Genomic DNA, 22,914 nt, shown 5'->3' with positions numbered 1-22,914 from the left:
AATGGCAAATCATAATTTTTAATTTTCAAATGACCTTATATTGTTTCGTCTTAATACATGTATTTATTTGGGAAAAACCCATGGATGCGTCGGGGCTGCACGCCCTTCAGTCGTGTATCAAACCGGGACGCCAGTGGTAAAAAGTTACGGGTCTGTGCCGGCGGAACGGGAGGAGAGCAGAGGCCTTACGGCTCCTGCTGTTGCACCGTCTCAGGGCGCGAGGGTCTCGATGGTGAAGCTGTAGCTCTGCGGCTTCAGCGGAATGCGATACTTGACCAGAGACCGCGCCTCCAGTGACCAGCCCGTATCCCCACCGACACCGATCTGTACCAGGTCGATCAGCAGGGTCCCGTCGCCGTGCGGCGTGATGTCGGCTGAGCGCCGTTCACCGCGCGGGCGGGCATAGAGGTCTTCATAAGGGAAGGCGAGGGCATTGGCGCTCAGGGGCTGAGCGCCCGTGACCTTCACGCCCTGACCCGACGGGTCGGAAAGGGCAATCCAGCGCACATCGGTCTTGTTGCCGGTTTCCTGCGGGCGGGCATAGTCGTGGAACTGCTCAGCCACCGTGCCCTTGTAACGGCCAATGGCATAGCCGGTCTGACGATCGACGTAGGATTCCTGCGGGCCGCGCCCGTACCATTCCAGATTGGCCAGAGACGGATCGGTGTCAAAGCGCAGGCCTACGCGCAGCGGATCGGGGAGGTCATCCTTGACCGGATCGAAGTCGGTGGTAACCATCAGCTTGCCGTCGGTGCGCAGGCGGTAGGTGACAGTGACCTTCACCTGACCGGGGCCGTGCACGAACAGCACCTGTACGCGGTCAGCCTCGACCTTGAGATCGCGCACGCGGCGGTTTTCGGTCAGCCCCTTCCACACGCCGTGGCTGCGCGCGACGCCTGCCCCTTCGTCGTTGTCGGTCAGGCCGCGCCAGAAGTTGGGTGTGCCCCCTTTCAGCAGGGGCTTTCCGCTGCTGTTCAGCGCGATCAGGCCGGTATCGGCGTCGATGCTCAGCGTGCGACCGGCGGCGCTCAGGGTGATGGCCTTGCCCTTCTGCTGCGGCTTGACGAAGGCCGTGGCCTCCACCGGGGCCGAGGCTGGGCGCAGTACAAACTGGCTCCAGCCGACCGTCGCGCCCGCCGGCACGCCACGGATGCTGTCGCTCTTGGCGATGGCGGCCAGGGTCAGGATATATTCGGCCCCGTCCTGCGGCAGGGGCGGCAGGGCCAGCGGCACGTCGGAGGTCGCATCGGGGGCGGCATTGACGCCGCGCAGCGTGCCGCGATCGGCGACCACGCCGTCCTTCAGAAGGGTCCAGCCAAAATCGAAGCCCGACAGGTCGCGGAAATTATGACGGTTAACGACGGTTACCTTGCCCGACTTCGGATCGCCTTCGAACACCACCGGCGAATAGACCTTCTGAAGCTCGTAATATTCCGGGTCCGGCGTGCGGTCGGCCTGCACCACGCCGTCGCCCACCACCGAATTGTCGCCGCGTTCGGGGTTTACATCGAAGCCTGAAGCCCAGTAGTGACGGCCTTTGGAGTCCGTTCCATCCACGAACTGATCAATGAAATCCCAGACGAAGCCGCCTTGCAGCTTCTTTTTGGCGCGGATGGCGACCCAATAATCCTCCAAATTGCCGAGGCTGTTGCCCATGGCGTGGGCGTATTCGCACTGGATCAGCGGCTGGGTATAGCGCGGGTCTTCGGCATAGTCGTTGATGCGGTCGATATCGTCATACATTGGGGCATAGATATCGACATAGGGGTTGGGCTGATGGTCACCATACAGGGTGCCGTGGCCCAGATAGGAGATCAGCCGTGTGGGGTCGTTCTGGCGAATCCACCTGGCGGCGTTTTCAAAGTTCGGCCCGGTCCCGGCCTCATTGCCCAGCGACCAGAAGATGATCGAGGGGTGGTTCTTGTCGCGCTCGACCATGCGGCTGACCCGGTCGAGATGCGCGACGGCCCAGTGCGGCTTATAGCCCAGTTGGATCTGCTCGCGCAGTTTCGGGTCATTGCCCCGCGCCGCCTGATCGTCGCCCATGCCCATATATTCATGGCTTTCGATATTGGCCTCATCCATGATGTAGAGACCGTATTCGTCGGCGAGGTCGTAGAGATACGGGTCGTTGGGGTAGTGCGAGGTGCGCAGCGCATTGACATTGGCCTGCTTCATCAGCTCGACATCCTTGCGCATCAGCTCCGGCGACATGACGCGGTAGGTCTTCGGATCGTGCTCGTGACGGTTGACGCCCTTGATCAGGATGCGCTTGCCATTGACCTGCACCTCACCATTACGGATTTCCACCGTGCGGAAGCCGATCTTCCTGGCGGTGGCCGAGATCAGGTTCCCCTTGGCGTCCGTGACCTCGATCACCAGCCGGTAGAGGTTGGGCGTCTCCGCCGTCCACGCCTTGACGCCTTTGAGCGTGCCGCTCAGTTGCGCGGGCTTGCCGACATTTGCATTTGCTGACGTTTTAAGCACCTGCGTCTCGCCGTCATAGACGGTGGCGGTCACCGTGGCCGCACCCTTCTGACCGGCCAGTTCAGCCTCCAGCGCAAAAACGCCGTCCGTATAGGTCTTGTCCAGCGAGGCGCGCACGGTGAAATCGCGCAAGCGCGTCTTCGGCTCCGCATAAAGATAGACCGAGCGCTCGATGCCCGACAGCCGCCAGAAGTCCTGATCCTCCAGATAGGAGCCGTCGGCGTAGCGGTAGATTTCCAGCGCGATCTCGTTATGACCGGGCTTGAGGAACTTTGTGACATTGAATTCGGACGGCAGCTTGGAGTCCTCCGAATAGCCGACCTTCTCGCCATTGACCCAGATGTAATAGGCCGCCCCCGCCGCCCCGATATGCAGGAAGACGTCCTGACCGGCCCAGTCGGCCGAGACGGTAAAGCTTCGTTTGTACGAGCCCACCTCGATCATATCGTGCGGGATGAAGGGCTCATTGGCCGGGAAGGGGTATTTGATATTCCAGAATTCCGGCAGGCCGAACTTGCCGTCACCCTGCGCCTGAATCATACCGGGGACCTGAATTTTATCCCAACCGCTAAGGTTCGCGCCGGTTTTATAGAAGTCCCTGGGGCGGTTATCGACGCCCTTGGAGAATTTGAAATCCCAGGTGCCGTCCAGCGACAGGAAGCGCTTTGACGCCGATTTGTCGCCCTTAAGCGCCAGATCGCGGCTCTCAAAACTGAAGAAGGTCGCCTTCATCGGTTCCCGGTTCACCCCCACCACCTCAGGCTGTTCCCACTCCGCCACGGGCGCGGTTTGCGCCAGTACGGGCGCCGCCAAGCCCAGCAATACCCCGGCCGCCACCGACCCCATCACCATCTTTCTGAGCGACTGAGACATATCCTTACCCTTTTTTGTCCGATTATTTGTCTGATAAAATATGACCTCACACTCACGGTCTGGCCAGTAAAAAAGACCAAAAGGGGACTGAAAAATGGCGAGGCGCGCCCTTTGTGGCGTTTTTCATCTGACCGATTGGGATAGGTGAGGACGAAAGGTCAGACAAGCTGCGAGGGCAAGAGAGGGCGGACGCTGATGCGGCCCTGACAATTTTCAGGCTTTTGCGCGTCGCGCCCTTGCCCGACGCGGCGTATGATTTGACTCACAGGTCAAAAGTCAGATCTGAAACAGTGAACCGCCCAAGGAGGCAAAGATGAGAAGCGTCGCCCTTCATACCGATCACAGCCCTGACGAGTCCCTGCACGAGCGGGCGCAGGGACTGCTGATGGTGTCGATCTTCTCCGCCGCCATGTGGGGCCTGCTGGCGCTGCTGGCCTAGCCGACATTCAGCGACACGCTGGCGGCTTTCAGGCCGTCGGCGGAGGCCGTGACGGTTACACGCCCGGCCGAACGCGGGCTTTGCACAATGGCCTGAGCCAGGCCGTTGAACAACCGACGCTCAGACGCCTTGTCCGCCTCGTGGCTGGCGGGATTGCCGTTACCCACGCCGATCACGCTACCGCCGCCCGACAGAGAGAATGTCACCAGATTATCGGCTTTCGGCACCGGGCGGCCCTTAGCGTCAAAGGCTTCGACCTTGAACACCGCTACATCGCGGCCATCGGCCTTGAGCGTGGTGCGATCGGCTGTCAGAACCAGTTTTGTCGCCAGTCCGGCGGTTTCACGTACCGCCTTCATAACGACCTTGCCGTTCTTATAACCGAAGGCTTGAATCCTCCCCGGCTGATAGGACACATCCCATTCGAGGTGGCGGTTTTTGACGACGGTCTTCTTGCCCTGCGACCGCCCATTGACGAACAGTTCGACCGCATCAAGGTTGGAATGGACCCAGACCGGAATGTTTTGCCCTTCCTTGCCTTCCCAGTTCCAGTGCGGGAACAGGTGCAGAAGTGGCTCATTCTTCCACCAGGCGCGGTAATAGAAGGTATTGTCCTTCGGAAAGCCGCAGGTGTCGAGGATGCCGAACTGCGACGAAATGGCCGGCCAGCGGTTATAGGGCGTGGGCTCCCCGCGATAATCGAAGCCCGTCCAGATAAAGCCACCCGCAATAAAGGCCTTCTCATCAAACAGCGGCCAATAGTCTTCGGCGGTCGAAGCCCACCACGGATGCTCGGTGTCATAGGCGCGAATAACCGACCGTGACGGGTCGTTGACGTATTCGCCGCGCGTCGAAACGGTTGAACCGGTTTCCGACCCATAGATGGGAATGGTCGGATAGTCGGCGTGGAACGTTTCCATCAGCTTGTGGCGGTAGTTGAAGCCCAGCACATCGACGACCGAAGTGATGCCCCTGCCGTAGGAATTGTCGAGTGCTGCCGTCACCGGACGGGTGGGGTCAAGGCGCTTGCACAGGGCCTTCATGGTTTTGGCGACTTCGATGCCGCGTTCGGTGCCCTGCAGCGGTTCTTCGTTGCAGATCGACCAGGCGATGACCGATGGATGGTTGCGGTCGCGGCGGATCATGGCGTCGAGTTGATAGAGACCGTCTTCCGACGACGACATTTTGCGCGTTTCGTCGATGACGAGGATGCCCAGCCGGTCACAGGCCATGAGCACTTCGGGCGTCGGCGGATTGTGCGAGCAGCGATAGGCGTTGGAGCCTATGTCTTTAAGTTGCTGCAACCGCCAGACTTGCAGAGCATCGGGGATGGCGGCGCCGACCCCGGCGTGGTCCTGATGGTTGTTGGTGCCTTTAAGTTTGACCGGCTTCCCATTGAGCAGAAGGCCTTTTTCGGCGTCAAAGCGGATATCGCGCAGGCCGAAATAGGTCACGACCCTGTCCTGAGCGCCGTCGTCTGCCTCAACCGTTGTTTCCAGCCGGTAGAGGTGCGGTCTATCCACCGACCACAGGACAGGATCGCTCAGTTTCAGCGTCTGGCGCACCGTGGCGGACTCGCCCGCCGCGACCTCGGTCGTAACCGAGGCCTGCGCCGCCTTGTCCCCGATGGCCGAGGTGAGTTTGACGCTGCGCGGCTGAGCGGAGGCATTGCGTAACGTGGTTTCAATCTCGACCGTCCCGTCGGTCTTTCCGCGCACGCAGACGCCCCATTGCGGGACGTGTACGGCGTTAGTCTTAATGAGCCAGACGTGGCGATAGATGCCCGCGCCTTCGTAAAACCAGCCTTCGCCTTCGGTCGCATCGACGCGCACGGTCAGGATGTTCGGGGTGCTGTCGGTATTGATGAAGTCGGTGATATCGACCTGAAACGAGGTGTAACCGCTTTCGTGACGCTTCAGGATAAAGCCATTGAAGACGATCAGCGCGTTGCGAAACACGCCGTCGAACTCGATCCACAGACGCTTGCCCTTATCCGCCGGCGACACCGGCACCACGCGACGATACCAGCCGATAGAGGTTTCGGGGAAGTCGCGTCCGATGGGTTTATAGCCGTGCGCCGCCAGCATGTCGGGTTCATCCTCGCCATTGGCGATGGGGCCTTTGACGCCTTGCGCAAAGGGCAGGGCGACCGCCCAGTCGTGGGGCACGTCGATCTTTTGCCATTTGGAATCGTCAAAATCCGCACCGACGCAGGTGGCGACCCGCGCGCCCTGCTTGGCGTGGGTACGTAGCGCCAGCCCGTAATCGAAATCGCGGCTCATATCGCTGGCGTGGCCAAAGGTGAAGCGCCAGTCGAGATCAAGCGAAAGACGCTCACGCGGGCCGAGGTCGTCTTTCGGGAAAAAGTCGATGACGGGCTCGGTCGCCTTCGGGGCCGCTACGGCGTGCGCTGCCGTCAGGGCCGCCCCGGTGACGGCAGCGGTTTGCAGCAGGCGACGGCGGTTGAGATCGGTCATGACGGTTTCCTCTGGTTTTGAAATTATCTTACAAATAAAAAAGCCGGGTCTTCAAGTGAAAACCCGGCCCCTTAATCCTGTGAAATCGATTAGAACTTGTAGGTCAGATCGAACAGGAAGCGACGGCCATAATAGGACATGTCGCCCACGCGGTTTGACTTATAGTCCGTATAGACCTTCATCGGCGTATCCAGCAGGTTGCCCGCCTGGAAGCGCAGCGACACACTGGAGTTGATATTATAGCCCGCCGAGAAGTCGAGCGTCGTTTCCGGCATCACGCGCACCAGATTGGTCGAATCCCAGCCGAGGATGGCGGTGTATTCCGAATGGTACTTGGCCCCCAGACGCGCTTCGAACTTTTTGTCCGAATACCACAGATCCAGAATGGCTGTGGTGTCGGCCACGCCGTTCATCGGCAGCGGGTTACCCGCCGGGACAAATTCCTTGATGTTGGAATTGACCAGAGCCAGGTTGGAATAGATGCCGAAGCGGTCCAGCCACGACACGTTCGGCAGGAAGGTGTCGAACGGCGTCTGGAAGGTGAATTCGACGCCCGAAATGAAGCCGCCCTTGCTCGAATTGACCGGCGAGGTCAGGGTATAGACATTGCCGTTGATCGTTTCGGTGCGCTGGTTATAGCCGACATAGTTCTTGACGTTCTTGTAATAGCCCGCCACCGCGAACAGCGAGTCCGGACGGAAGTAGTATTCATAAGAGACGTCGATCTGATCGGCCTCAAACGGCTTCAGATAGGGGTTCCCGGACGATCCCGTATAGGGGGCTGAGGTCGAGATGGCGCGATTGGCCTTCAGCTCATTCAGCGGCGCGCGCGACATGACGCGGGCCAGACCGAGCTTCAGGAAGCCGTTGTCGATCACCTGCACCTTGACCGAAGCCGAGGGCAGGAGCTTGGTGTAGCTGACGCCGCCCGTGGTGGGGGTCAGGGTCACGCGCTCAACCCAGTTGCCGGGGGTGGCTTCGACCCAGACACTGGTGCGCGAGTCGCCTGACGACTGGCTATCGACATTGACGACCCTCAGGCCGACATTACCCGTGACCGGGGCGTCGATGACGGTCGAGGCGAAATTGCCCTGCACATAGGCTTCGCCAACCTTTTCCGAGACTTCGGAATTGTAGGCGATCTGATCCGGCGACAGGCTGAAGGCGTTGGGCCCATAGACCTGCGTGCGCAGGGCGTCGAAACTGCCCTTGAGCATGGCCGGAATGTTGAAATTCTCCAGCTTGTAGGCGGTCAGGGTCGAGGCGTTCAGGCTGGCCGTAACGGGGCCCGCAGCCTGCGTATAGCCGGTGGCCTCCGACTTGGTGCGGTCGGCATAGCGGGCGCCGAACTGCAACGAGGTCCAGAAGTCACCGCTGAATTCCCGGCGGAAATCCAGCTGACCCGAGGTCAGTTCGTCCTTGACCTTACCCACATCATTGGTCCCGGCCACGGTGGACAGGGTGGCTGTTTCCGGTTGCTGCGTGACAGTGATGAACGGGTCTTCGCTCAAAAGCCACGTCATGCTGGACGGATAATATTCCATCTTGATGGCGCGCCAGGTGTTTTCACGCTCGGCATTCGAGTAGGAGAGATCGGCGGTGACGGTCCACTTTTCGCTGGTCCACTTGCCGTTCAGACCGGTGACCAGCAGCGACTTGTCTTCGGCATAGCGCGCCACGACCGGCATCAGACGCGACCAGGCGTTCGTCGCCCCGACCAGATCGCCATTGACGATGACCGGATTGCTGAAGCTGCCCGTATTGCCGCCGGCCCAGTTGCCCCAGTTGTTTTCGCCGTACCAGGTCTGGTTCTGGTCTTCCTTGATCTTGTATTTCGAATAGAGCAGGTCGTAGGTCAGCTCGAACTGCGCGTTCGGGCGGTATTGCGCGCCGAGCGAGGCCGAATAGCGGTCGGCATCGAGGAATTTGGCTTCGGACCCCGCGCCCCACGGCGTCGGCACCTTGGGCCCACCGGCGACGACCGGACCGGTCGAATTACCGGCGCGGATCGAGTCGTCGTTGAAGCCCCAGCCACGGAAGCTCTCATAGCCGTTCTTCTGCTTCTGACCCGTCAGGCCGAGGACAAAGGCGAACTGGTCATTGACCTTCTTCACCCATGAGCCCGAGGCGCGCCAGCCGAGACCGTCATAGCCCGGAAACGCCTTGCCGCCGTCGTAATAGACGGCCCCGGCGCGGGCCACGAACTGCGGTCCCGAATAGGCGAGGGGACGGATGGTTTGCAGATCGACCGTGCCCGAAATGCCGCCCGACAGAAGACGCGCTTCGGAGGATTTATAGACAGCGGCCCCGGCGACCACTTCCGACGGATAGATTTCCCAGCGGACGTTGCGGTCGGGCTCGGAGGTCGCCACTTCCCGGCCATTGACCGTGCCCAGCACCATGCGCGGACCGATGCCACGGATCGAGGCCTGACTGTCGTTGCCGCGATCGCGCGAAGTGGTCACGCCCGGCAGACGCGCCAGAGATTCGGCGATGGTGACGTCGGGCAGCACGCCGATTTCCTTGGCCGAGATAAATTCCGCAACCCCGGCGCTGGAACGCTTCTGGTCGATGGCGTCGCGCAGCGACTTGCGGATACCGACGACGGTGACTTCTTCGGGCTCACTATTGGCCACTTCGGCCTGTGCGGTGTCGGCGGTGCGTTCAATACTGGCGGCAGAGGCGCGTACCAGTACGGCGGCGCGGCCATCGTTCGATTTGATGCTGAGGCCCGTGCCGCTGATCAACTGGTTGAGGGCCTGATCGACGGCCAGCGTGCCTTCGACGGCATTGGTGCGCAGACCGTTCAGGTCATCGGCGCTGGCCAGCACCTGAAGGCCGGACTGCTGGGCGAAGGCCTGCACCCCTCTGGCGGCGGGCTGCGCCGGAATGGCGAAGGCCTTGCTCTGGGCAAAGGCAGGGGCGGTGTAGGCGGCGCTCACGCTGAGCGCGGCGATCAGGGCGGCTTGTGAGGCACCGGAGAACTGGATCATGGTGGTGTTTCCCGTAGGACCGCGCCGTGGAGTCGGACTGCGGTTGCTTTTTATCGGGTGTGCCGGTCTGGCGGCATTCACCCCTCCTGCTATCCAAGATGAAGCTGAAAACGCTTTCCGCCGCCTCATTCGATATTTTTATCTTATTTATTCTTTGCCGATGACGATGCGCTGGTCGTCGATCTGCACGGGGACATCCAGCGCCAGATGTACCGAATGGGCAAAGGTGTCCGGCTGATCGGCACGGAACCAGCCTACCAGCTTCTGTTCGCCCAAAGCCGGATCGGCAATCACGATCTTGCGGCTGTTGTAGCGGTTGAACTCGGCCGCCGCGTGGGTCAGGCTGTCATTATCGAGCGCGATCTGCCCTTCGCGCCACGCCAGACGGCGATCGACCGCATCGGGGGCATATTCCGCGCGGATCGGCTGCGGCGCATAGGGCACAAAGACCCGGCCCCCGGCTTCCAGTCGCACCGGGGTGTCCGGAGCCTGCGTGTTCCACACCTCGACCACGCCCTCGCTCACCATGACCTCGGCCCCGTCGGGATAGCGGCGCACGCCAAACGCGGTACCCACCGCGCGGGCACGCACCGTATCGGCCTCTACCACAAAGGGACGGGCCTTGTCCTTGGCGACCTGAAACCACGCTTCGCCCCGGATCAGGCGGATATCGCGGCGTTTCGCCCCCAGCGCTACGTCCAGCGCGGTGTCGGTATTGACGCTGGCCACGCTGCGGTCTTTCAGCGGTACTTTGCGCAGTTCGCCCACTTCGGTCTGAAGCCGCTGGTGCGTCAATGCGGGCGGGATCAGCGCGGCCCCTGCCACGGACGCGGCGATCAGGCCGCCACCCGCCAGCAACTGGCGACGGGTGGGGTTGCGGGGTTGCGGTGCAAGGCGCTCGAACGGCGATCTGTAAACGGTGTCGGCGGCGACGCCCGCGCCCATCACACTGGCGCGGTCGAGCATCGCCCAGGCGGCTTCGGCGCGAAAAAAGGCGCCCTGATGCCGCGTATCGGCCGCCAGCCACGCCTCAAGCCCGGCCTGATCGGCCTCACTCCAGCCCCCGGCGGCGCGTGCCGCTATGTAGGCCGCAGCCTGTTCGTCAATGGCCGACATGCCGGGTCCGGGCGGGTTGAATCGGTGCCAGAGCGGGCGCATCGCCTTCGGCGACCTGCTTCAGGATCAGGGTGAGGCCGCGTGCCGTTTCCTTTTCCACCACGTTCTCGCTCAGGCCTAGCCGCGCGGCGGTTTCGGCCTGAGACAGGCCGTGCACCTTGCGCAACTCGAACACCGCCTTGCAGCGGGCGGGCAGGCTTTCGATGAAGGCCATGACGCGCGACAATTCGCGACGCGCTGATACGGCCTGCTCCGGTGTGGGCGACAGGTCCGCCCGGCCCAGCTCATCGAGATTATGAACGGTGGTGATCGACACGACGCGGGTTTTCCTGATCTGCTCCAGCATCAGATTGCGCGCCATCCGGTACAGATAGGCGCGCGGGTCCGTGATATGGGCGTAGCTGGTCTGGCGCAGCAGGCGGTAATAGACCTCCTGAACCAGATCGTCGCGCTCGGACGGCGAAAGCCCCGCGCGTGACAACCACTGCCGCAACCCGGCCTCATGCGGCAGGATGTGCGTCCCGATGAAAGCCAGACGTTCGTCGTGCGCGCTCATGCAAGGCCCGCCCGGCAAACGTCTCTACGGTATAAAATGCACGAGCGGCGCGTTTCCGCCGCGTCAGCGCACATTTTTTGGCAAATGGCGACTCGCATGAACACTGTGGCACTCCCTGGGTCCCCGTCTATAGGCGAGGTTGTCTCACAGAGTAAGCACGTCAGGCTCTGTTTGGCCAGATAATTGTATGATAATAAGCGCGCGAAGCGCCTTGTGTGATTATTTTGTCGATAGAGTCGCCACGGCGGCCTTTGTCGGCACGGTGATTTCAGAGGCGGGGGCGTCTTTCAGGGCCTCAGGCGTTTCGGCGGCCCCGGCCAGCAGGGACGTGCCGGGGCGCTGCCAGCTGCGATAGACGAACCAGCCTTTTTCGCGTGTCATGGGCACGGCCAGACCGCCGGTGAAGTCGCCGCTGACGAACAGGGCCGATTGGCCTTCGTCCTTCACCCGGAAGGTCATTTCGACCGGATAGACGTATTGGGCCTTGGGCCAGTCCAGCGCGGGGAGGGCCTTGCCCGTAAAGTCGAAGAAGGTGGCGTTTTCCCAGTTGGAGCCGCTGCCCCAGCGCGTTTTGCACTGGGTGGACACCCACGCCGGTTCCCAATAGACAACGCCCGCGCCGCCGTTGTCGAGCGTCAGTTGCATCAGGTCGTGCAGGTAGCGCGCCTGACCTTCGGGCGAAAAGCCATAGGCGGGGAAGGTTGAATCCTCGCCCATAAGGTTGACGTTTTCGTCCATATGCTTGTCGGTATAGGGATAGGCGGTTTCGACCACCACAATATCCTTGCCCGGATAGGTGTGGCGCAGGCGGTTGATAACCGCCCCAAGGCCCGCCATGTCCATTTTCGACCACTTTTTGTAATAGCTGATGCCGATCAGGTCATAACCGGCGATCCCGGCCCTCGTCGCCTTGAGGAACCAGTCTTCGACGTTTTCCGGCTGAGCGATGTGGATCATGATGCGCGGCGTCTTACCGGCCTTTGCGCCTGCGTCCTTGACGGCACGGATACCGGCGTTGAACAGGCGGGCATTGCGCTCCCAGTTGATCGGCTTGACCGGATCGCCCTGTTTCCACGTCACCGAGCCCATCATCTCGCCATTGGTTTCATTGCCGACCTGTACCTGATCCGGCATCAGCCCTTGCGCGTTGAGGGTCATCAGCGTGTCGTAGGTGAATTTATACAGGGCTTCGACCTGCTGATCGGTGCTGAGATGGGCCCAGGCGGCGGGCACAAGTTGCTTGTCGCCATCGGCCCAGTCGTCGGAATAGTGGAAATCGAGCAGGACGGGCAGACCGGCGGCCCTGGCCCGTTTCATGGCATTGGTCACGTCGGCCAGATTGGAATAGGCCGTCCATTTGGGATCATTCCACAGCCGCAAGCGCACCAGATTGGCCCCGGATGACTTGAACAGCGCATAGACGTCCTCTGGCTTGCCGTCGCGGCTGTAGGTCGCCCCGCAATCCTCCATCTCATTCACATAGGACAGGTCGCTGCCGAAATAGTAGGTGCGGGCTTCGCGCGCTTCAGCAGCGGGCATAACGCCCAGCATCAGCAGCAGGGCGGCAGGAAGGGCGCGCAGCGGTCGGGCAGCGGTCATGAAAAAACTCCGAAAGAGACTGTCCCTTATCAAGATGAAGGGCGAAACCTTTTCCGCCGATTTTCCCCTCTCAGGCATGATTGAAAATTTATGCACGCCATATTAGCAATGAGGCTTCCTTACTCTTCCCCTCCAAGGTCTGAATGCCCGCCTGCGATGACGCACACCCTGCGCCCCGATCCGATGGCGGCTATGCCCGCAGTCTTCTTACCGTCGGCGGTGCCTGCGGTCGCCTGATCGCGCAAAAAGACTGGTCCCAGACCGAACTGGGGCCCATCGAAGACTGGCCCCCCAGCCTGAAAACCTGCGTCAGCCTGATCGTGGCGTCGCACGTGCCGATGACCCTGCTGTGGGGCCAGTCGGGCTTGCTGATCTATAATGACGGCTACGCCGAAATTTCCGCCGGGCGTCATCCGGAGATTCTGGGGATGGGCGCGCGAGAGGCGTGGCCGGAAGCGTCCGACTTCAACGATCACGTTATCCATAGCGGGCTCTCCGGTCAGACCCTGGCCTTCCGCGATCTGGAAATGACGCTCAACCGATCGGGCACGCCCGAGTCGGTGTGGTTTGATATCGACTATTCCCCGGTGCGCGATTCCGACGGGGCGGCGGTCGGTATTCTGGCCATTGTCGTAGAGACGACGCGCAAGGTGCTTGTCGAGCGCGCGGCCGCTGCCGAACGCGAAAGTCAGGCGCGGTCGCTTCGCCACATGCCGGGGTTCGTTGCGACGCTGGACGGTCCGGATCACGTCTTCACCTATGTCAATGAAGCCTACCGCACCATTGCCGGGGCACGCGACTATCTGGGCCATACGGTGCGGGACATCTTCCCCGATGTGGCCAGTCAGGGCTTTTATGAACTGCTGGATCAGGTGTACCACAGCGGACAACCCTTCGTATCGCGCAGCTTCCCCCTCGACCTCTCCAATCAGGCGGAAACGCGCTATATTGATTTCATCTATCAGCCGGTGTTCGACGACAAGGGCGCGGTAACGGGCATCTTTGTCGGGGGCTATGACGTTACCGAACACAAACGCGCCGAAGACGCCCTCAAGGCGCTCAATGCGACCCTCGAAGAACGGGTGACGCAGGCTCTGGCCGAACGCAAGATTCTGGCCGATGTGGTCGAAGCGACCGAAGCCTTTATCCACGTGATCGACACCGACTATAACTGGCGGGCCATCAACCGCGCGACCATTGCCGAATTTGAGCACCTGTTTGGGGTCACGCCGCGCGTAGGGAGTAACCTTCTTGAGGTTCTGTCCGCGCACCCCGACGCGGTTAGTCATGTACGCGCCTTGTGGGACCGCGGCCTTGCTGGCGAAAATCTTGTCACAATAGACGAATTTGGTGGCGAAGGGCGGGAGCGCCGGGCCTATGAAATCCGCATAGCTCCCCTCTACGACACGGAGGGCAGGATTATCGGCGCCTATCAGTTCGCCTATGACGTCACCCAGCGTTTGGAGCAGGATGCTATCCTGCTACAAACCGTGCGCGAGCTTGAGGAGCGCGACCGGCTGTGGTCGCTGTCGCAGGACCCGTTCCTGATTGCCAACAGCGACGGGCGCTGGCTCAAGGTCAGCAGCGCCTGGACGCGGCTTCTGGGCTGGACAGCCGAAGACCTGATTGGGAAAACCTCGCACTGGCTCGAACATCCCGACGATCACGAAAAGACCCGGATCGAGCTGCGCTCCCTGTCTGCCGGCGGTAACACCTGGCGTTTTGAAAACCGCCTGCGTGACCGCGAAGGCCAGTATCGCACCTTTTCGTGGACGGCGAATGAGGAAAACGGCCTCCTCTATTGCGTGGCTCGCGACATTACCGAGGACATCAGACGGGCTCGCGAACTGGAGGACAGCCGCGACTTTGCGCGTCTTGCCCTTGGCGCGGTCGATGGCATCGGGGTGTGGACCTACGATGTGGCCAGCGACCTGTTCCACTATGATGAGGGCATTGCCAGCGTCTACGCGCTCGACCCGAAGGCGGGGTTGAGCGGGATCGGTCGCAAGGCGTTTCTGGCGCATGTGCATCCCGAAGACCGCGACGCCTTGCGCGCCACCATGGCCGAAGGCCTGACCCGGCAGGGCGATATAGAGCTGGAATACCGCTTGATCCACCCGGATGGCTCGGTACATTGGGTGCTGTCGCGCGGCCATACCCATTTCGAAAATGGCAAACCGGTGCGCCGCATCGGCGTCGGTATCGACGTAACCGCCAAGCGCCAGCTCGAAGAACAGTTGCGACAGTCGCAGAAGATGGAGGCCGTGGGGCAACTGACCGGCGGCATTGCGCACGACTTCAACAATATGCTGGCCGTGGTGATGGGCTCGCTGGAACTCCTCAACCGGCGCATCGGGCCTGAAGACGTGCGCGCCCGCCACTATGTGACTCAGGGGCTGGAGGGGGCCAAGCGGGCCGCCAACCTGACCCAGCGCCTGCTCGCCTTCTCGCGTCAGCAGCCGCTGCGGCCAGAAACGGTCAATGTCAATCGTCTGGTGGGCGGTATGTCGGAGCTTCTGGCCCATTCGCTGGGCGGGGCCATTCAGCTTGAGACCGTGCTGGCCGCCGGGGCGTGGCCTGTGCACGTCGATCCGAACCAGCTTGAGAACGTCCTGCTCAATCTGGGGGTCAATGCGCGCGACGCCATGCCTGACGGCGGGCGTCTGACCATCGAAACCCAGAACGCTCACCTCGATTCGCGCTACGTTGCCGAAGAGATCGGTGTGGCGACCGGTCAGTATGTGTTGATCGCCGTCACCGATACGGGCTGCGGCATGCCGCCGGACGTCATGGCCCGCGCCTTCGATCCCTTTTTTACGACCAAGGGCGTCGGTAAAGGGACCGGTCTGGGCCTCAGTCAGGTCTATGGCTTCGTCAAGCAGTCGAACGGCCACGTGCGCATCTATTCGGAACCGGGGCAGGGAACGACGGTCAAGATCTACCTGCCACGCCTCACCGGCGCCGATGCGGTGGCCCCCGATAACGGGCCGTCCGAGGGCATTTTGCTGCCCGGAGAGGCGCGCGATGTCATTCTGGTCGTTGATGATGAAGCCGTGGTGCGTCGCTTCAGTTGCGATGCCCTGACCGAGCTGGGTTATCGCGTGCTGGAAGCCGACTCGGCGGCGACGGCCTTGCGCCTGCTGGACGAGCATCCGGAGGTCCGGTTGCTGTTCACCGATATTGTCATGCCGGAAATCAACGGGCGCAAGCTGGCCGATGCCGCGCAGAAGGTAAGACCTGATCTGAAGGTCCTATTTACTTCTGGCTATACCCGCAATACCGTCGTGCATAATGGGGTGGTCGATGCCGGAGTCGAGCTGATCGGTAAGCCGTTCAGTATCGAGGAGCTGGCGGCGCGGGTACGGGAAATGCTGGATCGCAAGCCCTGAGCCGGTGTGGCCAGAATGGGGGCGGCAACCGCCATCAGAGCGAGCAGGAGGGCAGGGACAAGACGCATGGCGGGATTCTCTTCGACGTAAGGGCTCACGCACGGACGCTAAAGCTCTATCAAGGCGGAGATAAGTCCACCATATGGCCTTCGCCGGAAGCAGCAAGGCCATAGGCTCAAAGAAACGCCCCCGCTTGCGGGCGGAGGCGTTGAGCGTTCATCGGATATAGGGGTTTTACTTGTGTGCCGCGCTCCAGGTGAGGTCGGACAGGGTGATCGTCACCGATTGCGGCAGGTCGTCTGCCGCCTGACCGAAAAGGACCTGATAGGTCCCCGCCCGGATGCGCCAGCTATTGTCCGCCACCTCATAGGTGGCCAGTAGGCGCGGGTCGATCTTTTGCATGAAGGTGCCTGATGTGGCCCCGGGCGCGACGGCTTCCTTACGGAAGGCCACAAAACGTTTGGGGGCTTCCCAGCCCACGGCCTTATAGTCGGCAGGGGCAACATAGACCTGAATGACGCCCTTACCGGCGGTCTTGCCGGTATTGCGGATGGCGGCGGAGATGGTCAGTTCGCCCTTTTCGACCGTGGCCCTGGCGTCAGACACCGCAAACGTGGTGTAGCTCAGGCCGTGCCCGAAGGCGAACAGGGGCGTGTAGCCCTTCACATCATACCATTTATAGCCGATCGCCGCGCCTTCGTGATAGGTGATGTTGACCGCCACGCCATCCGGCTTGCCGAAGCCCGGAATGGTGTCGTGCGCCAGTTGCGCATTCGACGCCGGGAAGCTGATCGGCAGGTGGCCGGACGGATTGACCTTACCGGTCAGGATGCGCGCAATGGCCTGCCCGCCGCGGATGCCGGGATAGAAGGCCTGAAGGATGGCCCCCACATTGTCCTTCCACGGCATGAAAATGGCCCCGCCGGACTGCACCACCACGATGGTGCGCGGATTGGCGGCCGCGACCGCTGCCACCAGCGCGTCCTGATTGCCTTTCAGTTCCAGCGTCCCGTCCATGCCTTCCCCCATCCACTGGGTGACAAAGACGATGGCGACCTCCGAGGATTTGGCGAGAGCCACGGCAGCGGCAATATCCTCACCGCCGGCATAGGCGATCTTCGCCTTGGGCAGTTCCTCCTTCAACGCTTCGACCGGAGACGAGGGCATATAGGTGACCGGGCCGGGCCAGGATTTCGGTTCCAGTTGTCCTTCGACCGGGTTGCCGCCCACCGGCGTCACGCCGGATGAACCGCCGCCGGACATGACGCCCTTGTCGGCGTGCGCGCCGATCATCGCCACCGATTTCACGCCGCTGAGCGGCAGCAGATTGCCCTCGTTCCTCAGCAGCACCAGTGACTCTTCGGCGGCCTTTTGCGATACGGCGGCATTGGCCTTGAAGTCGATCGGCCCGACCTTGGCCGGGTTGTCGAAAACGCCGGTGGAGAACAGCGGCCACAGGACGCGCTGCGCCATATCATCAAGGCGCTTTTGTGAAATATCGCCCTTGTCCAGCGCCACCTTGACATTCACCGGCGCAAAATAGGGCTGACGGTCGCCGCAGCAGGGGAAGCCGGTGAACTGATCGAGCCCGTAATTGGCCGAGTCAACGGTGGAATGGACGGCGCCCCAATCGGCCATGACATAGCCTTTGAAGCCCCAGTCCTGTTTCAGCGTCTTGTTCAGCAGGTACTCGTTTTCGCAGGCCCACCGCCCGTTGACGAGGTTATAGGCGCACATGGCTGAGCCGGGATTGGACTGCTCAAGGATGAATTCGAAGGCGAGCAGGTCCGACTGACGCATGGCTTCGGGGGCGATGGTCACATTGACCGTCGTGCGCTGGCTTTCCTGATCGTTGACGGCAAAATGCTTCAGGGTCGAAACCATATGCTGCGACTGAATACCATTGATCAGGCCAGAGGCCATCTGCCCGGCCAGCCAGGGATCTTCACCGACATATTCGAAATTGCGGCCATTGCGTGGTTCACGCGCCAGATTGGCGCCGCCAGCCAGAAAGGTGTTGAACCCCGACAGACGGGCTTCCTGCGCGATCATGCGGCCCCCGGCCTCGGTGACAGCCGGATCAAAGCTGGCGGCGGTGGCCAGAGACGAGGGCAGCGCCGTGCGCGCCATGCCCTGCACCCGCACGCCGATCGAGGCGTCGGTTTGCCACTGGGCCGGAATCCCCAGTCGCGCAATGCCCGGCACATAGCCTGCCGAGCCCCGGATATGTTCCTTGTTCACCATGGCCTTGACCTCAGGCGACACGATGGAGTCGGGTTGTTTGGCCAGTTGCTCCGGATCGGTGAAGCTGAGGATCAGGGTCAGCTTTTCGTCGAGGGTCATGGCCGCAACGGCCGCTCTGGCGCGCTCATCGGCCGACTTTGACTTATCGAACCACGCCTGGGTTTGCGCCAGTGCGACGCTCGACACCCCGGTCAGCAGAAGGGCGCTCGCCGCCATCCACTTTAAACGCATGTGTTTACTCCCCTTGTTTTTTGATATTGCCGTAACGCTAACCGCATTTTCGACATTCGGGAAGGGGCAGGGCGTTTCGCAGGGTAATTTAAAACCGCATCGGTTATGCGCGTCAGACCTACAGAATATTCAAGGCCTTGAGAATGTGGCCCGACAGGCGCTGATTCAAGGTTGTCATATCGGCCCACGGATCGGCCTTGCGCCGTTTCAGGTGCGCGGGCGTGTTTTCAAGTGTAAAGCCCGCCGGATCGAGGTCGGGGCTGAGGGCGCCCCAAGCTACGGGCATGGCCACGGGCGCACCGGGACGCGCGCGCACAGCATAGGGGGCCACGGCGGTGGCGGTATGGTCATTGCGCAGATAATCGACAAAAATCCGGCCTTTACGCTTGGCTTTTGAGGCTTGCGCCACAAAGCGTTGCGGGCTGTCGTGCGCCATGGACTCGGCCACGGCGCGCGTAAAGGCCTTTATGGCGTCCCAGTCGTGCTCAGGCTGAATTGGGATTACGATGTGCAGGCCCTTACCGCCCGTGGTTTTGAGGAAGCTCTGAAGCTCGAACTCGGCCATACGTTCGCGCACCTCCGCCGCTCCGGCCACCACATCGGCCCAGTTGGCTTCGGGATCGGGGTCGAGATCGAAAATCAGGCGGTCCGGACGGTCGGGCGTGGCGGCTAGGCAGCCCCAGGGGTGAATCTCCATCACGCCCCATTGGGTCAGGCTGATCAGGCCGCGTTCATCCTCGATCATCACAAAGTCGTCTTCGCGGCCATTCACCTGAATACCCGTGTCTTCGACGTGAGGAACGGCGGCCTGGGTGAGGTGGCGCTGAAAAAAGCACTGCCCGCCAATGCCTTCCGGGCAGCGGATCATCGAGATGGGACGCCCGGCAATGTGCGGCAGGATTTGTTGGGCGACGCTGAGATAGTATTCCGCCACATCCTTCTTGGTAATGTCGGAGCCCGGAAAAACGACACGACCCGGTGACGAGATGGCGACCCCATCAACCTCGTCTTTTGCCGATGTTTTCGAGACCGGCGCGCGGCGTCTGGGCTTACGCGCCGTCGGTTCGTCTTCGGTTTTGCGGACTTCGGTTGGCCTGAGCGGGCGGTCGCGGTGGATGTCCTGCGCGGGCTTGTCTTCACGCAGCCCCTGAAACGAGGGGTGGCGCAGGCGGCCGTCGGAGGTCCATTCGCCGAACTGCACCTCGACCACAAGGTGGGGTTCGACCCAGTGGGCACCGCGTTTAAATTCCGCCGGAATATCACTGAACGGATTGTCTTTTTGAGCAATCAAGTCCAGTCTGCGGCGCAGGTCGATGGCGCTGTCCTGAGTAAAGCCCGTCCCGACCTTACCGGCATAGGTCAGGCGTCCCTCCTGATAATAGCCGATCAGCAGAGCGCCCATCCCCTGCCTCCCCGCCTTGGACAGGGTGAAGCCGCCGATGACGAATTCCTGCCGTTTGTGGCATTTGACCTTCAGCCACGCGCGATGGCGCCCGGAGCGGTAAGGGGCATCGGCACGTTTGCAGATCAGGCCTTCCTGATCCAGCGCGCACAGCCGGTCTTTCAGGTCAGCGGCGTCCTCCGTAAAGTGTTCGCTGTAATGAATACGTCCGCCGAAATCCCTGCCTTTAAAAAGCTTTTGTAATTGAGCCTTGCGTTCCATCAGTGGCAGGCCGCGAAGGTCCTCGCCATCCCTGTGCAGAATATCAAAGACATAATATTGCAGCGGCACGTCGGCTTCACCGGACAGGGTGGCCTGCAGGCTCTTGAAATCTGCGCGGCCCCCTTCGTCTACCGCGACGATCTCGCCGTCCAGTATGGCGCTTGTGACCCGCATCTGCGCCAGATAGTCGGGCAGGGGGCGGAAGCGGTGCGTCCATTCGAGACCCGTGCGCGTCAGGAACCGCACCTCGCCGTTTTCGATCAGGGCCTGCGTGCGGTAGCCATCGAACTTTATCTCATGCACCCAATTCTTGCCTCTGGGCAGCGATAACGCCAGTGTCGCCAGTTCTGGCTCAATAAATTCAAGTGTTGATTTGATCTTTTGGCGATTGGGTGGCGTGTCCCTCGGTCGTGATCGCCACTCGCTGTGCGTATTGGCAGCGATCTCTTCCATGCGGCGTCCCGTGGTGATGCTGGTCGCCTGTGTCTCCAGCCACGCCTCGGCCGCATCCTCGCGCGCCGCCGCATCGTCGTGCTTGATCAAGAGCCAGTTGGCGCGACCGCCGTCCTGGGGTCGCGGCTTCATACGCACCAATGCCCATTCGCCTCCGAGCCGTTTGCCATGTACTCGAAATTTGAGATTGCCCGCTTTCAGCCCCTTATGCGGATCGTCTAGCGGCTCCCAGGTGCCTTCGTCCCACATCATCACCGTGCCGCCGCCGTACTGGCCCTTGGGAATGGTGCCCTCAAAGGTGCCATAGGCGACGGGATGGTCTTCCACCTCGACCGCAAGCCGCTTGTCCTGCGGGTTGAGGCTTGGGCCGCGCGTTACCGCCCACGATTTCAGCACGCCGTCCAGTTCCAACCGGAAATCGAAGTGCAGACGAGTGGCATCGTGCTTTTGGATGAGGAAGCGGTTGCCGCCCTTGCGCCCCGGCTTGCCCTCGGGTTCGGCGGTTTTGGCAAAGTCGCGCTTCTGATTGTAAAGGTCGAGACCCATCTAGCTGGCCTTCTCGCGGGCGGCCGTCTTTGCGAGGGTCTTTTTGCGTTTGGCAGAAGTTTTGGGCGTACCCTTTTCGGCCTTTGGCGGCGCCGGTTCAGGGTCTTTCAGGCTCTTGCGCAGGGCATCCATCAGGTTGATGACCTTGGCTGCCGGCCGGTCCTCTTCAACAGCGACCGGCTCGCGGTTTTCCACCTTGGCCTCGATCAGCTCTTGCAAAGCTTCACGGTAGTGGTCGTGGAAGCGACCCGGATCGAACTTCGCGGTTTTGCGCTTGATCAGTTCGCGCGCCAGATCAAGTTCCTCGGAGGCCGCCGCCTTTTTCGTGATGTCGTCGAAATAGGGGTCGGAGTCGCGCAACTCATTTTCGTAGCGAAGGGTTTGGAGTATCAGGCCTGAGCCGCACGGCCGGATGGTGCACAGGCGCTCACGCCCGGCGATAGCCAGTTGCCCTATGCCGGTCGTCTTTGATTGCCTTAGCGCGTCGCGAATGACGGCAAAGGTCTGTTGATCGGCGTTTTTCTGCGGCGCGACGAAGTATGGCGCGTCGAAATAGAGGTCGTCAATCTCTTCGGCGGGGACGAACTGCACGATATCAAGTGTGCGCGATGACGGGATTTTCAGGTCCTTGATCTCGTCCGGCTCGATCAAAACGTACTCGCCCTTTTCAACCTCATACCCCTTGATGATCTCGTCGCGTTCGACCTCGGTGCCGTCTTCGGTGACATTGAGCCGGTGCACGCGCTCGCCCGTCTTGCGATAGATTTCTTTCAGCGGAATCTGACGCGAACGGTTGAGCGCCGAATAGACATTGACAGGCAGCGTAACGAGCGACAGTCGCAGATTGCCGCTCCAGTAGGGGCGAAGCGCCATAACGGACCTCCGGATCAGGAGGTCAGCCTAGTACGAGGCCGCGTAAGACCGCACTGCGCGCCTTTAGGTCAGGCGTAAGGATGTGCTTAGTCTAATGCCCGGCGGGCCAGTTCGATGGCCCCCAGCATCCCGGCGCGATCGCCCAGATGTGCGGCCTGAATATAAATGTCCATACTCTCGGCAGACTCTAGCGCCTCCAGATAACTATTGAGCAGCCGGTGGCAGGTCTGACGCGACGCCCGCAGGACCGGTTCGTTCAGCCCGACACCGCCGCCGACCAGAATTCGCTGAGCCGAGGTAATCAGGGCCAGATTGCAGAACAACTGCCCCAGATAGTCGCCCACCATGCCCCAGACACCATGGACTGGCGGCAGGGTTTCGGCCTTCTGCCCGGTGCGCGCTTCGATGGCCGGGCCAGAGCTTAAGCCTTCGCAGCAGTCGCCGTGGAAGGGGCAATGGCCGGCATAGGTGTCGTCCGGGTGGCGGCGCACGCGGATATGCCCGGCTTCGGGGTGCAACAGGCCATGCACCGGCTGATCGGCAACGACCAGCCCGACCCCCAGACCCGTGCCCACCGTCACATAGACAAAGGTGTCAAGGTCCTTGGCCCCGCCCCAGCGCTTTTCGCCGAGGGCCGCGCCGTTAACGTCGGTATCGAGGCCAATCGGTACTTCGGGATAGGCCTCGGTTAGGGGGCTCAGCAGGTCGAAGCCGCTCCAGCCCGGCTTGGGCGTCTTGCGAAAGCGGCCAAAGGTGGGGCTCTGGGGATTGACGTCTATGGGACCGAAACTGGCTATGCCGATGGCGTCGAAGGCGCGCCCTTGCGACAGGGTTTCCAGCGCCCGCAGCACTTCTGGCCACGTCTCTTGCGGCGCGCGCGTGGGGATGCGCAGGGTCTGAAGGTCGTCGGGGCCGGAACCGGCGGCGACATTGACCTTGGTGCCGCCCACCTCAAGGGCTGCGAAATAGGGCATG

Annotated in this window: 12 protein-coding genes; 2 read left to right on the top strand and 10 right to left on the bottom strand. The window is 61.6% G+C overall.

Annotated features, from left to right (window positions below):
* Positions 1–210 precede the first annotated feature (210 nt).
* Positions 211–3,360: a glycoside hydrolase family 2 TIM barrel-domain containing protein gene (locus AACH73_RS06220; RefSeq protein ID WP_338734306.1), complete on the bottom strand. Its 3,150-nt coding sequence runs from the start codon at positions 3,358–3,360 to the stop codon at positions 211–213.
* A 313-nt stretch (positions 3,361–3,673) separates the two neighbouring features.
* Here AACH73_RS06220 and AACH73_RS06215 point away from each other — a divergent pair, with 313 nt between their 5' ends.
* Positions 3,674–3,799, top strand: coding sequence for a hypothetical protein (locus AACH73_RS06215; RefSeq protein WP_272742731.1), 126 nt, complete (start codon positions 3,674–3,676; stop codon positions 3,797–3,799).
* Here the strand turns inward: AACH73_RS06215 and galA are convergent.
* The 5 genes from galA to AACH73_RS06190 all read right to left on the bottom strand — a co-directional run bounded on the left by galA (position 3,796) and on the right by AACH73_RS06190 (position 12,540).
* On the bottom strand, positions 3,796–6,276 hold the full coding sequence (gene galA, locus AACH73_RS06210; protein ID WP_338734305.1) for a beta-galactosidase GalA: 2,481 nt from the start codon (positions 6,274–6,276) through the stop codon (positions 3,796–3,798). The genes AACH73_RS06215 and galA overlap by 4 nt on opposite strands.
* Positions 6,277–6,365: 89 nt before the next feature.
* Complete coding sequence (locus tag AACH73_RS06205; protein WP_338734304.1) at positions 6,366–9,269, bottom strand: TonB-dependent receptor; 2,904 nt, start codon at positions 9,267–9,269, stop codon at positions 6,366–6,368.
* A 147-nt stretch (positions 9,270–9,416) separates the two neighbouring features.
* Complete coding sequence (locus tag AACH73_RS06200; RefSeq protein ID WP_338734303.1) at positions 9,417–10,385, bottom strand: FecR domain-containing protein; 969 nt, start codon at positions 10,383–10,385, stop codon at positions 9,417–9,419.
* Positions 10,372–10,941: an RNA polymerase sigma factor gene (locus AACH73_RS06195; protein WP_272742735.1), complete on the bottom strand. Its 570-nt coding sequence runs from the start codon at positions 10,939–10,941 to the stop codon at positions 10,372–10,374. Before AACH73_RS06195 ends, AACH73_RS06200 begins: the two co-directional genes overlap by 14 nt.
* A gap of 219 nt (positions 10,942–11,160) precedes the next feature.
* A complete protein-coding gene (locus AACH73_RS06190; protein WP_272742736.1) occupies positions 11,161–12,540 on the bottom strand; it encodes an arabinogalactan endo-1,4-beta-galactosidase in 1,380 nt (459 codons plus the stop codon).
* A gap of 143 nt (positions 12,541–12,683) precedes the next feature.
* Here AACH73_RS06190 and AACH73_RS06185 point away from each other — a divergent pair, with 143 nt between their 5' ends.
* Positions 12,684–15,929 carry a PAS domain-containing protein gene (locus tag AACH73_RS06185; RefSeq protein WP_338734301.1) on the top strand — a complete coding sequence of 1,082 codons (3,246 nt, stop codon included), beginning with the start codon at positions 12,684–12,686 and terminating at the stop codon, positions 15,927–15,929.
* 234 nt (positions 15,930–16,163) lie between these two features.
* Here the strand turns inward: AACH73_RS06185 and AACH73_RS06180 are convergent, their stop codons facing one another.
* The 4 genes from AACH73_RS06180 to AACH73_RS06165 all read right to left on the bottom strand — a co-directional run bounded on the left by AACH73_RS06180 (position 16,164) and on the right by AACH73_RS06165 (position 22,913).
* Positions 16,164–18,404: a glycoside hydrolase family 3 C-terminal domain-containing protein gene (locus tag AACH73_RS06180; protein WP_338734300.1), complete on the bottom strand. Its 2,241-nt coding sequence runs from the start codon at positions 18,402–18,404 to the stop codon at positions 16,164–16,166.
* A 118-nt stretch (positions 18,405–18,522) separates the two neighbouring features.
* The gene (gene ligD / locus AACH73_RS06175; protein WP_338734299.1) at positions 18,523–21,066 is read right to left on the bottom strand and encodes a DNA ligase D; all 2,544 of its coding nucleotides are present in this window, start codon (positions 21,064–21,066) and stop codon (positions 18,523–18,525) included.
* Positions 21,067–21,939 carry a Ku protein gene (locus tag AACH73_RS06170; protein WP_338734298.1) on the bottom strand — a complete coding sequence of 291 codons (873 nt, stop codon included), beginning with the start codon at positions 21,937–21,939 and terminating at the stop codon, positions 21,067–21,069.
* Between the two features lie 86 nt (positions 21,940–22,025).
* On the bottom strand, positions 22,026–22,913 hold the full coding sequence (locus AACH73_RS06165; protein ID WP_338734297.1) for an ROK family protein: 888 nt from the start codon (positions 22,911–22,913) through the stop codon (positions 22,026–22,028).
* Between the last annotated feature and the right edge of the window lies 1 nt (position 22,914).

The organism is Asticcacaulis sp. DW145 (assembly GCF_037101385.1).
In the GTDB taxonomy this organism is placed as follows: Bacteria; Pseudomonadota; Alphaproteobacteria; order Caulobacterales; family Caulobacteraceae; genus Asticcacaulis; species Asticcacaulis currens.
Note: the sequence above shows the minus strand (reverse complement) of the source record. Positions and strands in the feature narration are given on the sequence as shown.

Coding starts and splice junctions, on each gene's coding strand:
- AACH73_RS06220 (WP_338734306.1), bottom strand. CDS start 3,360: ATGTCTCAGTCGCTCAGAAAGATGGTGATGGGGTCGGTGGCGGCCGGG.
- AACH73_RS06215 (WP_272742731.1), top strand. CDS start 3,674: ATGAGAAGCGTCGCCCTTCATACCGATCACAGCCCTGACGAGTCCCTG.
- galA (WP_338734305.1), bottom strand. CDS start 6,276: ATGACCGATCTCAACCGCCGTCGCCTGCTGCAAACCGCTGCCGTCACC.
- AACH73_RS06205 (WP_338734304.1), bottom strand. CDS start 9,269: ATGATCCAGTTCTCCGGTGCCTCACAAGCCGCCCTGATCGCCGCGCTC.
- AACH73_RS06200 (WP_338734303.1), bottom strand. CDS start 10,385: ATGTCGGCCATTGACGAACAGGCTGCGGCCTACATAGCGGCACGCGCC.
- AACH73_RS06195 (WP_272742735.1), bottom strand. CDS start 10,941: ATGAGCGCGCACGACGAACGTCTGGCTTTCATCGGGACGCACATCCTG.
- AACH73_RS06190 (WP_272742736.1), bottom strand. CDS start 12,540: ATGACCGCTGCCCGACCGCTGCGCGCCCTTCCTGCCGCCCTGCTGCTG.
- AACH73_RS06185 (WP_338734301.1), top strand. CDS start 12,684: ATGCCCGCCTGCGATGACGCACACCCTGCGCCCCGATCCGATGGCGGC.
- AACH73_RS06180 (WP_338734300.1), bottom strand. CDS start 18,404: ATGCGTTTAAAGTGGATGGCGGCGAGCGCCCTTCTGCTGACCGGGGTG.
- ligD (WP_338734299.1), bottom strand. CDS start 21,066: ATGGGTCTCGACCTTTACAATCAGAAGCGCGACTTTGCCAAAACCGCC.
- AACH73_RS06170 (WP_338734298.1), bottom strand. CDS start 21,939: ATGGCGCTTCGCCCCTACTGGAGCGGCAATCTGCGACTGTCGCTCGTT.
- AACH73_RS06165 (WP_338734297.1), bottom strand. CDS start 22,913: ATGCCCTATTTCGCAGCCCTTGAGGTGGGCGGCACCAAGGTCAATGTC.